This window comes from Pseudoalteromonas sp. A757, from assembly GCF_004103285.1.
Lineage (GTDB): Bacteria > Pseudomonadota > Gammaproteobacteria > Enterobacterales > Alteromonadaceae > Pseudoalteromonas > Pseudoalteromonas galatheae.
Map to the genome: position 1 here is coordinate 407191 of NZ_QNQN01000073.1, position 14208 is coordinate 421398.

General features: G+C 43.0%; 10 protein-coding genes. 2 read left to right on the forward strand and 8 right to left on the reverse strand.

Going from position 1 to position 14208, the window contains the following annotated elements:
* Window positions 1-118 precede the first annotated feature (118 nt).
* Window positions 119-2977 (reverse strand): TonB-dependent receptor, encoded by a 2859-nt coding sequence (locus DRB05_RS19145; RefSeq protein ID WP_128728339.1) that lies wholly within the window; start codon window positions 2975-2977, stop codon window positions 119-121.
* 635 nt (window positions 2978-3612) lie between these two features.
* On the opposite strand from DRB05_RS19145, the gene DRB05_RS19150 reads away from it, so the two are divergent.
* Window positions 3613-5232, forward strand: coding sequence for an alpha-glucosidase family protein (locus tag DRB05_RS19150; protein ID WP_128728340.1), 1620 nt, complete (start codon window positions 3613-3615; stop codon window positions 5230-5232).
* 30 nt (window positions 5233-5262) lie between these two features.
* Here DRB05_RS19150 and DRB05_RS19155 read toward each other — a convergent pair whose 3' ends face one another.
* The 6 genes from DRB05_RS19155 to DRB05_RS19180 form a co-directional block, all read right to left on the reverse strand.
* Window positions 5263-6873, reverse strand: a complete 1611-nt coding sequence (locus tag DRB05_RS19155) for an EAL domain-containing protein (RefSeq protein WP_128728341.1) — start codon at window positions 6871-6873, stop codon at window positions 5263-5265.
* Between the two features lie 110 nt (window positions 6874-6983).
* Complete coding sequence (gene ihfA, locus DRB05_RS19160; protein ID WP_010377997.1) at window positions 6984-7283, reverse strand: integration host factor subunit alpha; 300 nt, start codon at window positions 7281-7283, stop codon at window positions 6984-6986.
* A gap of 2 nt (window positions 7284-7285) precedes the next feature.
* Complete coding sequence (gene pheT / locus DRB05_RS19165; RefSeq protein WP_128728342.1) at window positions 7286-9673, reverse strand: phenylalanine--tRNA ligase subunit beta; 2388 nt, start codon at window positions 9671-9673, stop codon at window positions 7286-7288.
* Window positions 9674-9686: 13 nt separating this feature from the next.
* Window positions 9687-10667, reverse strand: coding sequence for a phenylalanine--tRNA ligase subunit alpha (gene pheS, locus DRB05_RS19170; protein ID WP_128728343.1), 981 nt, complete (start codon window positions 10665-10667; stop codon window positions 9687-9689).
* Window positions 10668-10750: 83 nt separating this feature from the next.
* Window positions 10751-11455 (reverse strand): DnaA inactivator Hda, encoded by a 705-nt coding sequence (gene hda, locus DRB05_RS19175; RefSeq protein WP_117332898.1) that lies wholly within the window; start codon window positions 11453-11455, stop codon window positions 10751-10753.
* Window position 11456: 1 nt separating this feature from the next.
* Window positions 11457-12518 (reverse strand): DUF2066 domain-containing protein, encoded by a 1062-nt coding sequence (locus tag DRB05_RS19180; protein WP_128728344.1) that lies wholly within the window; start codon window positions 12516-12518, stop codon window positions 11457-11459.
* Between the two features lie 274 nt (window positions 12519-12792).
* Here DRB05_RS19180 and DRB05_RS19185 point away from each other — a divergent pair, with 274 nt between their 5' ends.
* Window positions 12793-13233 (forward strand): VOC family protein, encoded by a 441-nt coding sequence (locus DRB05_RS19185; protein WP_128728345.1) that lies wholly within the window; start codon window positions 12793-12795, stop codon window positions 13231-13233.
* A 55-nt stretch (window positions 13234-13288) separates the two neighbouring features.
* Here DRB05_RS19185 and DRB05_RS19190 read toward each other — a convergent pair whose 3' ends face one another.
* The gene (locus tag DRB05_RS19190; RefSeq protein ID WP_128728346.1) at window positions 13289-14041 is read right to left on the reverse strand and encodes a transporter substrate-binding domain-containing protein; all 753 of its coding nucleotides are present in this window, start codon (window positions 14039-14041) and stop codon (window positions 13289-13291) included.
* Window positions 14042-14208 lie beyond the last annotated feature (167 nt).

A 14208-nucleotide genomic window follows, 5' to 3' on the forward strand; every position in this document is an offset into this window, starting at 1 on the left:
AGTGAAACAAACATATCAATTTAGATAACTGATGATAACCACCCATTACACTGTGAGCGACTATAAAAAAGCCACCAAAGCAGGTGTTACTTTGGTGGCCATGAATGCTTGCTAATAATTAGAAGCTGTAGTTGAACCCTAAATAATACTGGCGACCAAACTCTTTGTACTCACCAGTGGCAAGTGCAGTCCCATAGTTAGTGGTATTTGGCTCATCAGTTAGGTTATTAACCTGTAAGACGGCTTCCAAGCCATTCTCAAAGTTGTACGATGCCTGCCAATCAACCACAGTATATTCATCAGCCCAAGCTAGAGAAGAGCCACCAGGTGAAGCCCCTTCATACACATACTCATCACGGTAACGGATATTCAGGTGTGTTGTGAACGAGTCTATGTTCCAAAATACCGTCGCACTCCAAACATTTTTTGATAGACCTGGGAGCGGCAATTGCTGATCAGGGAAATTACCACCGCCATCCACCGTTGTTTCGCTCTCAGTATATGAATAGTTAGCGTTAAAACCTAAGCCCGAAAAGATGCCCGGTAAATTATCAAACATCGTGGTATAAGCAAGCTCAATACCTCTTATGTATCCACCTTGATCATTGTTCTGAGTCGTTTGGTATTGACCTGCAACGAACCCATCTGGTACCTCTAAGCCAATATCAGCCCAGTCAACTTCACCTTCCTGATAAGTGATGCTTTCAATCAAAGATTCAATATCTTTCCAGAATATAGCGGCAACAAAAGCACCACCATCTTCAAAATAACGCTCATAAGATAAATCAATTTGAGTCGCTCTAAATGGGTCTAAATTTGGGTTACCTTTTGACCAAACATTATAACGAGGACTAGTACCATCATTTGCAGTGTCAGCCCAAGAACCTGCACCACCTCTAAGCTGGTAGACAGGTGGACGACCAATAACTTCCGCAGCTGCAAACCTAATTTGGTCAGTGTCACTCACTCTGAAATTGAGGTTTAGTGAAGGCAATGTGTCTGTATACTCAGGACCATAATTAACATGGCGATAATCGGTTCTTTCAACGCCATTGTCATCAATGATTGAGTCGCCAACTTCATCGCCTTGGATCTGTTGAATGCCTATTGATTTCGTATCAGTTCTTACAACTCTAACACCAAAATTACCCGTCACTGGTATGTCAGCAATTTCGGTATCAATGTTAGCCATAATATAACCAGCTAACACTTCTTCTCGAACAGCTCCACTTTCAATAAGTGTCCAGTTATGACCCCAAGTTTGTTGCGCGTCATAGTTACCTGGACCAAATACCTCATCAGCGATACCTTCAAGATCTAATTCCAAGTATTGAAAGCCCCGTGTATCTCTAACCGAGACATATCCCGTCAAATCGTGAGGAATACACGGGTGGTTCTGATCATTAAACTCACAGCCTTTGTTCGTGACGATAGTGCCATCCGGTAACTGATAACCATTTTGACCTTCACGTGCCCCCCATCTAAATGTCGAGCGCTGATCAGTAAATTCTCGTTCGGACCAGCGTGCACCGACCTCAATTGAAGAAATAAAGCTGTTCTCAATAAAATATTTAAAATCAACTTTAACGCTATCTAACTCGTCTGTGTACTTGTGAGGGAATTGTTCCCAATCACCCAGTCGCATATTAGATAGGTCAGTATACCCGTTGCCAAGTGTTAACAGTGGTGAGTCTTTCTCTCTTTGTTCAAAAGAAAACGTTTGATTTCTTAATTCTTGCCAAGTGTTAACTAACGTTCCATCTTCCAGTGTGGAAGTACCGTATTCATATGCATGCATTGAAGCAATCATATCTCTACGCGTCTTTTCCCCTTCACTATGAGCCCAGTCGAACTTTAACTCCCATGTATCAGTCGTGTATTGTAAGTTTAAGCCAAAGCTATCGGTGGTTGAGTCCGTTGATTGGTCTTCAGAGCGCATCTCAACCCATGGACCATTTGGATCTGTAATAGTGACATCCCCAGCAACTAGAAAGCCGTCTTTAACAACTGCATTGTCAACCGTGTACAACGAGTTAATATCTTTTGAAAACCCTTCAATATTCAAGCCGCTCTTTTTATCTTCCGATTCAAACTTAGAATGGAAATAATCAAATTGGACTTTGAGTGCGTCTGTTGGCTGATACACTAAGGTGCTTAACAGGCCAAGTCTTTCATCACTGCCTTTGGCTGAACGATATTGAAAGCCATTAACTGAGCGCTCTTCAGTACCATCACCATCAAAATCTTGAGAGCGTGTAGGTGCATGCGCTGAAATATCAATTGCATTATTTGGTTGGTTTAGATACGCCCCACCAATGGCAAAACCAAGTGTCTCATTTAGGAATTTACCTCGGTATGAAAAACTAATGCGCTCACCCGTTGAATCCGCCCCCACATCTGACGCTGCATCATTGTAGGAATATCTTACCGAAGAATTAAAATTATGTTCTTTTTCAGCATCGAGAGGATTTGCCGTTTTAAGTTCAACCGTAGCCGCAACACCGCCTTCAATCAGCGACGCTTTTGGTGATTTATACACCGCGGCTTGATTAATTAATTCTGACGGATATTGGTCGAATGAAATCCAGCGACTACCTGCAGTATATCCACTGGTACTCGCCTGCTCGCGTCCGTTTAATGTGGTTTGAATAAAGTCGCCGTTCATCCCGCGAATATTAAGTTGCGATGATTGCCCACTTGCTCTTACCGCTGTGATCCCAGGCAATCGGCTTAACGAGTCAGCAATTGAAACGTCAGGTAAGGAAGCTAAGTCTCCAGCATCAACTACTTCTGCAATGGTGTCGCTAAATCTTTTTTTATCTATTGAGGCGATGATACTGCGCGAGATACCGCGAACTTCGATCACCTCAACGTTTTTCTCTTCATTATTAGCAGTGTTATCTTCAACAGGAGCAGCATGGCTCACACCTGCAGCAATCAGCGCAAGCGTTAGCATACTCGGTTTGAACTTAGACATAATGTTTTATCCCAATTAACCATATTATATTGTGCGATTTGTTCATCTGGCGTGCAAACTGATGAAAAAACAAACGAGCACAGTTGTTGTCAGTCAAATACTAGCGGCTGATTAAATTTGTAAACAACTTTATGCATACGTATTCAAAGCTAGTGCATTTCAACGAAATTTACAGGCTTTTTACAGAAATAAAGCCCAACCTAATGATAAATATATAGTTTTACTTATTAAGGTCATAAGACCGACAACATTTATTTACCTGCTTTAATTTCACTAAATCTTAACTTTCACGGACTATTATTGTTGACTGAACATCAAACCACATCTTCCGTGTTATCTAACGACTTACTCAAGTTAAATTGGTCTTACCAAAAACTTAGTCTTGTAAAGCCTTATTTATCTGGTTATTCCCTTTTGTAGGCCAATATTGGTAAATTTATTTTATAAAATAAAATTATGTAAATGACTTATCATAAATTTACCCAACAAAACTTGCATACGTATGCAGGTTTTTTACAGCCCCATGAGCATGACGTATTCTTTGGCAAAATTAGTGGTGAAAGTGCCTAGTATCGTATTTACTTGATACTCAGCACGACCACAGAATAAACACGCACATAGCCTGGAGAAAGTGCATGGCAAATAATGAATGGTGGAAAGGCGCGGTTATCTATCAAATATATCCACGTAGCTTTCAGGACAGTAACGCAGATGGTATTGGCGACTTACAGGGTATTATTCAGCGACTAGACTACATTAAGTCGCTTGGTGTTGATGCAGTATGGATTTCACCATTTTTTAAATCACCGATGAAAGACTTTGGCTATGATATTAGCGATTATCGCGATATCGATCCTATGTTCGGCACACTCGACGATTTTGATACGCTTATCAGCGAAGCACATAACCGTGATATTAAGATCATCATTGATCAGGTACTTAGTCATACCTCAAATCAACACCCTTGGTTTGTCGAAAGTCGTGAAAACAAAACAAACGACAAAGCAGACTGGTATGTATGGGCCGATGCCAATCCAGACGGCAGTCCACCAAACAATTGGCTATCCATTTTTGGCGGTGTTGCCTGGCAGTGGGAGCCTAGACGTTGCCAATATTACCTGCATAACTTCTTAACTGAGCAGCCGGATCTTAACTTTCATCACCCTGAAGTGCGTAAAGCCGTACTAGACAACGTCGAATTTTGGCTTAAAAAAGGCGTTGATGGATTTAGACTAGATGCCATCAACTTCTGTTTTCACGACAAGCAGCTTAGGGATAATCCAGCTAAGCCTATTGAGCTTCGTCAAGGTCGTGGCTTTAGCGAAGACAACCCTTATGCTTTTCAGTACCATTATTACAACAATACACAACCTGAAAACTTACTGTTCATGGAAGAGATCCGTGCCTTATTAGATAGATACCCAGGCACAGTTAGCTTGGGTGAGATAAGCTCAGAAGACTCTTTGCAAACAATGGCAGAGTACACAGCCGATGGTAACAAGCTACACATGGGTTATAGCTTTGAGCTCCTAACTAACGATTATAGTGCAAAGTACATCAGAGAAACGGTTGCTCGCCTAGAGTCAGTCATGACCGAAGGTTGGCCATGTTGGGCGTTTGCAAATCACGATGTAGAACGGGTAGCAAGTCGCTGGAGTGTAGATGGCAAGGTGAACGATACGCAGGTCAAAATGCTCACCGCCCTTCTCGGTTCATTGCGCGGTAGCGTCTGTATGTATCAAGGCGAAGAACTTGGACTTGGCGAAGCCACCGTTGCTTTCGAGGAGCTGCAGGACCCATATGGCATTACCTTCTGGCCAAACTTTAAAGGCCGTGATGGCTGTAGAACGCCGCTTCCGTGGACAAAAGAAAAAACCAATGCTGGATTCTCAGAATCTAAGCCTTGGTTACCAGTTTCTGAAGCGCATGCGCTACGAGCTGTAGATGAACAGGCAGTAGATGACTATTCAACGCTCAGCTACTATCAAGCTTTTTTACAGTGGCGAAATGCGCAACCTGCACTAAAAACAGGCGATATTGAGTTTATTGATACTCCAGAGCCAGTATTAGCTTTTTACCGTAAAGCACAAACCCAGACACTGCTGTGCGCATTCAACTTAGCCGCTACTCAGCAAAGCGTGACACTTCCTGAAGTTGCATTAATGCAGTGCGACCTGAAGCACCTAAGTGGCACGGCAAGCGCAAATGTACTCACTCTTGATGCATTTGGTTGCTACTTCGCTAAGGTTATTTAATTTTAGGGTCTATTGAAAGTAACAGAGTGGTTAAGCTGCTCTGTTATCACCCAGCGCTTTACCTACCTCACACTGCAATTGCGGCAGCTCCAATGCTTTAAAGTAAAGCCAGCCTTGGTGAATATTCACTCCTCGACTTTTTAGGTAACTTGCTTGAGCCTGAGTTTCTACCCCTTCGGCAATCAGTTTTTTGTCCAGCTTTTCCGCCATATCAATCACCGCCGATAAAACCGGGGATTGCAAAGTATCTAGGCCAATCGATGCGACAAAGCTCTGGTCTATTTTCAGTAGGTCAATCGGAAAACTTTGCAGGTACTGCAGACCACTATACCCCGTGCCAAAATCATCAATCGCGATTTCTATTCCAGCACGTTTGAGCTCAGTTAGTACCGTTTTGGTTTGAGCTTGTGTCAGCACATCGCGCTCAGTTAACTCAATAGTTAATGAAGATATTTGACATTTTGCAGCGAGTAAGGCGTCTATATAGCGCTTAGAACCCAGAAGTAAACCATTAACGTTAAAAGAAACCTTAAAGTCTGGCTGAGCTTCCAAGATGTCCGTCAAATCACGCACAGCGTTTTCGACTTGCGCTATCGAGATATCTAAAATAGTACCATCTCGCTCAGCCTCGGGAACAAAGTAAGCTGGCCCTAGCACACCTTCAAGTGGATGTCGCCAACGAATGAGCACCTCTACGCCCACTATCGACTTCACTTCGGAATTAACGAGTGGTTGATATACGTTAAACAGCTCATCATTTGCCAATGCTCTTAGTATTTGGGTTTTACTGCTTAACTGGCGCTTGTCATAACTGATTAATAACAACGTAAGGCCAACCCAAGAGACGCCATAAAAAACACTCCAGAGTATTAACCATAACCAACCTAGACTCACTAGTTGCTCGTCATTTTTTGCAATAATCAAACTCATCTGCGGTAAACTTGGAATAGCAGCAACGTAAGCAAATTTTACTTTTCCATCATCAAAAAGTGCTTCTACTGCACGGCTATTAGCGGACGGAAATAGTTTTTGACGGATTGGCAAAGCGTATTTACCATTTAAAAAAATCGGCACACCCGTGCTATTGTCGACCAAGGCAGCAAAATCGGTATTATGATGAGCCGAAATATCAAGCATACTCTTCAGCCAATGAGCAGGGATCAACACATTCACTTCATAGCCATCGTCTCTTGTACGTGCTAGAACAAAGGCTGGAAGCTCCAGGTAGTCAGTAATAACTGGACCGTAGTATCTTAGCCCGGGCTTTTTTATGGGGGCACTGGTATTAACAGGTGGAGTGAGCTGCCCAAAAGAGTTGCAAACCAATTTCCCTTTACTATCTACTATACCTATTTCGCTCATACCTGGATTTTCAAAAACCAATCTACGCATGTACTGTAGACCCTCAGGGTCACAATTCGAAGAAAGGTGGATAGCATGTTTTAAGGTATCGTCTACTACAGCAAACTCTTTGTTGATGTCAGATACAATCCGACTCGCTACGGTAGTAAGGTTGGATTTAGCAGTCTCTTTTTGATGCACATAAGTGAATGCTGCCAAAATTGAAAATACAAAGGTGCAAGACAACCAAGCAATAAAGATATTCTTAAACAACTTGCTTAAGGAGTGTGCTCCTCGCATAAGCTCTCCACTCCACAGAACGCAATCAAGCGCAGAGTGTAGCTTGAATATGTGACAAAACTATTTCAATATAAAAAAAGCCTTGGTATCACCACCAAGGCTTTCTTATATTACAAGTTTTTGCTTGTGCCGACCTCAACACGGGTTTTTAACTTTTGGCCAGGCCTAAAAGTTACCACGCGTCGCGCAGAGATAGGAATATCTTCCCCAGTTTTTGGGTTCCTACCTGGGCGTTCCTTCTTGTCGCGAAGGTCAAAGTTACCAAACCCAGAGAGCTTTACTTGCTCGCCGTTTTCTAGCGCTGAGCGGATTTCTTCAAAAAACGCTTCAACTAAGTCTTTGGCATCTTTCTTATTGATCCCCAGTTTTTCAAATAGGTGTTCAGCTATGTCGGCTTTAGTAAGCGCCATATCTAGTCCCTCAACGATGCATTGAATTGTTTGGCCAGTTCGGCCACCACGTTTTCTACAACCGCGTTGATGTCTTTCTCTTCGAGCGTTCTATCAACCGCTTGTAATGTTAGAGCAATGGCTAAACTCTTATGATCAGGTTCAACCCCTTGCCCTTTGTACACATCGAATAAGTTTAGGTCAACTAATTGATTTCCGCCAACTTTCTCAATGCACTCTAAAATATCGCCTATTTTTACGTCATCTGCAACTAAAATAGCAATATCTCTTCTATTTGATGGGAATTTCGAGATACTAACTGCTTCTGGAAGCAGGCGATTTTCTAAAGCAGCCATGTCGATTTCAAATACATATGGTGTATCTTTAAGCTCTAACGGCTTTAATAGCTGAGGGTGAACAGCACCGATGAAACCAACCTTTTTACCGTCTGCATAAATTGCAGCTGATTGACCTGGGTGCAAACCATCGCTCGCTTCTGCTTTAAAGCTAAAGCGTGCTTTATCGTTACAAAGCGCAAGTAATGCTTCTACATCGCCTTTCACATCAAAGAAATCCACTTTACGTGAAGGCACAGACCAGTGTTCATTGTGCGTATTACCATACGCGATACCACCAATCACAGCTGTTTGACGTACGCCGTTTTCCGCGCTGTCGTCTTTGATGAACTTAAGGCCCGTTTCGAATAAGCGAATACGTGACTGTTGACGGTTTTGGTTATAAGAAACCGCATTGATCAAGCCTGTCATCAAGCTTACACGCATTGCTGACATTTCAATCGAAATTGGGTGCGGAAGAATTAATGCATCAGCTTCTGGATGTAGCTGCTGCTGTGCTTTTGGATCAACGAAACTATATGTGATGGCTTCTTGATAACCACGGCTTACTAACTCATCTCTAAAACGCGCTACAGGCAAACGTGCTTCTTGATGATCTGTCATCTTTAACGCAGCGGTTGGCGCCACATTTGGAATATTGTTGTAGCCAAATACGCGAGCAACTTCTTCAATTAAGTCTTCTTCGATACTAATATCGAAGCGATAGCTTGGCACTGTTGCTTGCCACTGGCCGCCTGCAAATGTTACAGCTAAGCCCAGACGCGTTAAAATGTCTGACACTTTAGCATCTTCGATATGATAACCGATCACACGGTCTAAACGCTCACGGCGTAACGTCACCTGACGCTCTTTTGGTAAATCTGCTTCTGACACAGCTTCAACAATCGGGCCTGCTTCACCGCCAACGATTTCAAGTAACAAGCCTGTCGCTCTTTCCATTGCATCACGCTGCAGCACTGGGTCTACACCACGCTCGTAACGGTGCGATGCATCGGTATGCAAACCGTAGTTACGTGCCTGACCTGCAATCGCAAGCGGTGCAAAGAACGCGCTTTCTAGCAAGATGTCATTTGTCTCGTCACTAACACCAGACTGTTCACCACCGAAAATACCGGCCATCGCAAGTGCTTTATTATCATCAGCAATCAGTAGCGTTGATGGATTAAGCTTCGCCGTGTTGCCGTCTAACAATACTAGCTCTTCATTCTCAAAGGCATTACGTACTTTAATTCCACCTTCGATTTGGCTTAAATCGAACGCGTGCATCGGGTGACCTAGCTCAAGCAACACGTAGTTCGTTACGTCAACAACTGGATCAATCGAGCGAACACCGCAGCGGCGCAGTTTCTCTACCATCCAAAACGGGGTCTCTGCTTTAACATTAACGCCCTTGATCACACGACCTAAGTAGCGTGGACATGCTTCGCTATTTACCAGTTCAATAGAGATTTTATCATCAATCGTTGGCGCAACAGGCGTGATAGCAACTTCTGTTACGTCAATGCTGTTTAGTACCCCAACTTCACGAGCCAGACCTTTGATCCCTAAACAGTCGCTACGGTTAGCCGTTAAATCAACGTCAATAGTCACGTCGTTCAAGCCAAAGTATTCACGAATGTCTTGGCCAATTGGCGCATCCATAGGGAGTTCTAAAATTCCGTCTGAACTTTCCGCCATGCCAAGCTCTTCAAACGCACACAACATACCGTGAGACGGCTGACCACGAAGTTTGGCTTTCTTAATTTTGAAATCGCCAGGAAGCGTTGCGCCCACTTTAGCAACCGCTACTTTTAAACCGGCACGGCAGTTAGCGGCACCACAGACAATATCTAGTAGCTCGTCTTCGCCTACATTTACTTTTGTTACTCTAAGTTTGTCAGCATCTGGGTGTTGACCACATTCGACCACTTCACCGACAACCACACCTTGGAAGTCACCGGCAACTGGGTCTACACCATCAACTTCTAAACCCGCCATTGATAATTGCTCAGATAACGCATCAGTATCAATTGCTGGATTGACCCACTCGCGTAACCACTTTTCACTGAATTTCATACTTTTGTCGCTCTTATCTGAATTGGTTTAGGAATTTTAAGTCGTTTTCGAAGAAAGCTCTTAAGTCAGTTACGCCGTAACGTAACATCGTCAAACGCTCAACCCCCATACCGAAGGCGAAACCAGTGTATTTTTCAGGGTCAATGCCTACCGATCGCAATACGTTAGGGTGCACCATGCCGCAGCCTAGTACTTCAAGCCATTTACCATTTTTACCTTTTACATCTACCTCAGCAGAAGGTTCTGTAAACGGAAAGTATGAAGGACGGAAACGGATTTCCATATCTTCTTCAAAGAAGTTGCGTAGGAAATCGTGCAAAATCCCTTTAAGTTCTGTAAAGCTTACGTTAGTGTCTACCATCAAGCCTTCAACTTGGTGGAACATTGGCGTATGTGTTTGATCGTAATCGTTACGGTATACACGACCTGGTGAGATAATACGTAAAGGTGGCTGCTCAGCTTCCATAGTACGGATCTGAACGCCACTGGTTTGTGTACGTAGTACCAATTTAGGATTGAAGTAGAAAGTATCATGATCGGCACGCGCAGGGTGGTGCTCTGGAATATTTAGCGCATCAAAGTTATGAAAGTCATCTTCAACCTCTGGGCCAGATTTAACAGCAAATCCTAGCTCACCAAAAAACTGCTCAATACGCTCAATGGTGCGAGTAACTGGGTGAAGACCACCAGCTGGCATTGTACGACCCGGCAACGTCACATCAATTGTCTCAGCTGCTAGCTTCTGCTCAAGTGCAGCATTGGCTAACGCTTCACGTTTTACCGTAATCGCATCTTGTACTTGGGTCTTCGCTTGGTTAATCACCTGACCTGCGTCTTTACGCTCTTCTGGTGCTAGTTTGCCTAGCGTTTTAAGAAGACCTGTGATCTCACCTTTTTTACCAAGGTAGTTAATTCTAACTTCCTCAAGGTGCGCAATTTCGCTTGCCTGCTCAACGGCTTCAAGCGCTTGCGCTAAAATATTTTCTAAATTCATTGTCTACCTGATCTTTGCTGAGGTAATTTGCTGTTATTTAATCTCTTATGATAACTGAATTGCAAGGCGATATTCTAGCCCTGTTACAGCTTTAAAGTGGCTTTTATAAAAGGAATTGTTAACTTTCTTTGCGCAGCCATGGATGCGTGATCGAGTTTATCCAATACATCAAGTAACGCACGCATATCACGACTCAATCTCGTGAGCAAAAATCGCGCACATTCATCGGATAGTTCAAGGCCACGCATATGCGCTCTTTTTACTAAGGCTTCGGCTTTATCATCGTCACTCATCGAGCGGATCTGAAAGGTCGTTCCCCAGGTTAGGCGCGATTCTAAGTCTGGCAGTGACAAATTCAGCATGTTGGGTAACAGATCGGCAGTGACCACTAGGCATTTGCCTTTTTCATTAAAACGATTGAAAAAGTTAAATAAGGCTTTTTCCCACGCTTCATCTCCTGCAACCAAATGCACATCGTCTATACAAACTACATCCAGTGCATCGAGCCCATCTAACACTAACGGACCAAAATCCAACACTTCTCGCATAGACAATAAGATAGTTGAAAGCCCAAGCTCTTGCGCTTCAATGCACGTGGCATAAAGCAAGTGCGACTTGCCAGAGTCTGCTAATCCACACAGGTAAGTGTACTGAAAACCAGTTAAACGACGGGCAAGGCCATTTTTTAAGTGACTTACTTCCAATGACGCTTCGCCACCAAAATAAGAGGCAAAGGTTTCGTCATCTGGCAGTGTCACTGGCAACGCCATTTGACGTGGCGATTCCATCCTATTTGCCCACCCAATTGTATTTAAGGTTATTTTCGTCTGCAATTTGATAATAAGCTCTTGGGTCTTCATACGCCTTAAAGCTTTGCTCCAATGCAATCGTTTTACGCAAGTCTGTTGTGCTTGAGGTATGTTCAATTGCAAACTTCACCGCTGTTTTCGCACGGTAGATCACATCGACATCCACCACCGTACTCATGGATAGCAAACGACGCTTAGCCATTTCTACATCCGAAAATGACCGTAATTGCTCGACGACAATTTCAGTTCGATGGGCCTCTAAAGTAAGATTAGGATCGATAACATACTTCTGAGCTAAGGTACTAGATAGCTGATTCACCATATCAATGATAACTTGCTGCTTGTCACCAACATATTGCTCAGGCTCAAAATATTCGGCATCAGTGTAGCGCCAGTCTAACTGCCAAGAATTTGTATGGGCAGGCTGAAACAAACGTGCAGTGATAACGCGCTCCGCCTCATAACGCAATGACGCTTCCTCAACTTCGTTAGAAAAGTTTCCCCATACCTCTGCGATACTCACATTGCTGCGATCTTCAAGATCCATCAAAGGGACGACGACTGGCACACCCCATTCGTCTGCTGTGTCATAAATCAAGCGTTCGAGTTGAGGGTAGCTTTCTTGCGTAACAAACTCTCGGCGGAAGTTATCTTCAATCACCATCCATATCGCGACCATAGGACGGCGGTTGCCCCAAAGCGGTAAGCCAGCTTCTCTAACCAAATCTTCGACCTTACCAGGCTCAAACTCCACCTTTATTTTAGTTACACCTTGTCGATCATAATATTCATACCTCAGCATGTAATCTGAAATACGCTTAAGGCTCGCTTGGATAGAAGGGTGAGAAAAATCATCGGCTTTACCCGTGAGCTTTTGCAACACTTTTAATAATGCCTGTTGGCTCGCTTGCGCTCGTGTTGCGCGAGATTTGTCGTTAACACTCAGCGAGGCTTCATATAAATTTTGAACTTCTACTGCTTTTGCCGTCATGGCAAAACAAAACAGTGCAATAAGGATCAGCCTGATGATCATAATGTCCATGTTTTTTGACTATAAAGTCTGATCCTAAATCAATCATCTGCTTAAAGCAAAGGGCAACGAAAAATATCATGAAATTTTATAAAAACATGATAAATAACAAAATATTAATCTAATATTCAGTATTGTTTGAAGCTATATAGGAACAGGTTCTTGTACTTCTTTTCGGCTCATAAAGCACGTTTATCGCCACTGTTAAGCGTCAAAGTCTGTTGACCTTCCAATCTGATGTAGAACACTTTAAAATTTATCAACTAGAGTCTAAATGGATTACATAATGAAATACTTACACACTATGGTGCGAGTCCGTGACCTTAATGAGTCAATGAAGTTTTATTGCGAGCTATTGGGCCTCGTTGAAGTGAAACGTTATGACAGTGAGCAAGGTCGCTTTAGTCTGGTTTATCTTGCCGCCCCTGATCAAGTTGAACAAGCGCAGCAAAGCTTTTCTCCTACTATCGAACTTACCTATAATTGGGATCCGGAAGAATACACGGGGGGACGAAATTTTGGTCACTTGGCCTTTGCCGTAGAGAACATTTATGCACTTTGCCAAAAACTGCAAGATGCCGGAGTCGTGATCAACAGACCACCGCGCTGTGGCCATATGGCATTTGTAAAATCTCCAGATGGAATTTCTATCGAGTTACTGCAGCAAGGTGATGCATTGCCTCCAGCTGAGCCTTGGCAGTCAATGGACAACACTGGCAGTTGGTAATCACTCAAGCGCCTGAGCGATGTAACTGATTTAAATAAAATTAGCCCCCAATCGCTCAATAGACAAGATGATAGCTTTTAAGCAATTTCACCAGTTGTTTTTTGAAGGGCTTGGAATCTAGCACCAGCTGTAGCGCCTCAAAGTCCGATACAGAACTTTTAGGCGCCAATATCGCTCTGAAATAGGTTTCGTGCGGATTTTGTGAAAAGTGAAACACTCTCTTCCATCCATTTTTAGCAATAAGATATTCTGTCGTAGACCGACTGACGATCGCAATACTCACCCGCTTTTTTAGGACCATTTCCAACAGCGCTTCTTCGGAATTTACGTTCACTCGCTGGATATTAGATTGCTCCATTCCCTGATCTAGGTGTCGATAATAGTATCCAGCAATAGCGCCAACCTGATTTCCATACAAAGAGCTGGGGTGATAATATTCGAACGGTTGATCTATATGCGAAACAAATTCGTCCGTGTCATACATTAACGGGCTACTCCACAAATATTTTTGTTTTTTTCGGTCATCAAACCAAGCTGGATTTACCCCTAATATGAAGCCTTGAAACGTTTGTCGTTCGAGTTGCTTATCTAAGCGTTTGCGTGGTACAAACCGTACTTCTACCCGTACGTCTTTTTGTACTGCATTAATTAATTTGGCTAAATCAAAATAGAGGCCTTTTTGGGACTCTAGATCAATAACATAGGGTGGTTTATCGTGATATATATAGAGAATTTGTGTTTCTGTGGCTTTCACTGAAAAGGCCAGCATTAACAAAGTAGTAATGGCAATACAATACTGTTTTAACACTGAGCGCCTCGTGTATACCCTAAACTTTTCATACAGTCTAATACAGCCTAGCTCCTTCTTGGCACATCAGTTAATTCCTTTTGCATGTTTTTACAATAAGTAAAGGGACCAAAGGCCCCTTCACTTCACAAAAATATAACAAAAACAAATTATTAACAAGTAATATC

Bases quoted from the DNA above. Each gene is read 5' to 3' on its own strand.
- ihfA (WP_010377997.1), bottom strand. From the start codon at position 7,283: ATGGCGCTTACTAAAGCCGACATAGCTGAACACCTATTTGAAAAACTG.
- hda (WP_117332898.1), bottom strand. From the start codon at position 11,455: ATGGAATCGCCACGTCAAATGGCGTTGCCAGTGACACTGCCAGATGAC.
- pheS (WP_128728343.1), bottom strand. From the start codon at position 10,667: ATGAATTTAGAAAATATTTTAGCGCAAGCGCTTGAAGCCGTTGAGCAG.
- DRB05_RS19145 (WP_128728339.1), bottom strand. From the start codon at position 2,977: ATGTCTAAGTTCAAACCGAGTATGCTAACGCTTGCGCTGATTGCTGCA.
- DRB05_RS19185 (WP_128728345.1), top strand. From the start codon at position 12,793: ATGAAATACTTACACACTATGGTGCGAGTCCGTGACCTTAATGAGTCA.
- pheT (WP_128728342.1), bottom strand. From the start codon at position 9,673: ATGAAATTCAGTGAAAAGTGGTTACGCGAGTGGGTCAATCCAGCAATT.
- DRB05_RS19150 (WP_128728340.1), top strand. From the start codon at position 3,613: ATGGCAAATAATGAATGGTGGAAAGGCGCGGTTATCTATCAAATATAT.
- DRB05_RS19155 (WP_128728341.1), bottom strand. From the start codon at position 6,873: ATGCGAGGAGCACACTCCTTAAGCAAGTTGTTTAAGAATATCTTTATT.
- DRB05_RS19180 (WP_128728344.1), bottom strand. From the start codon at position 12,518: ATGGACATTATGATCATCAGGCTGATCCTTATTGCACTGTTTTGTTTT.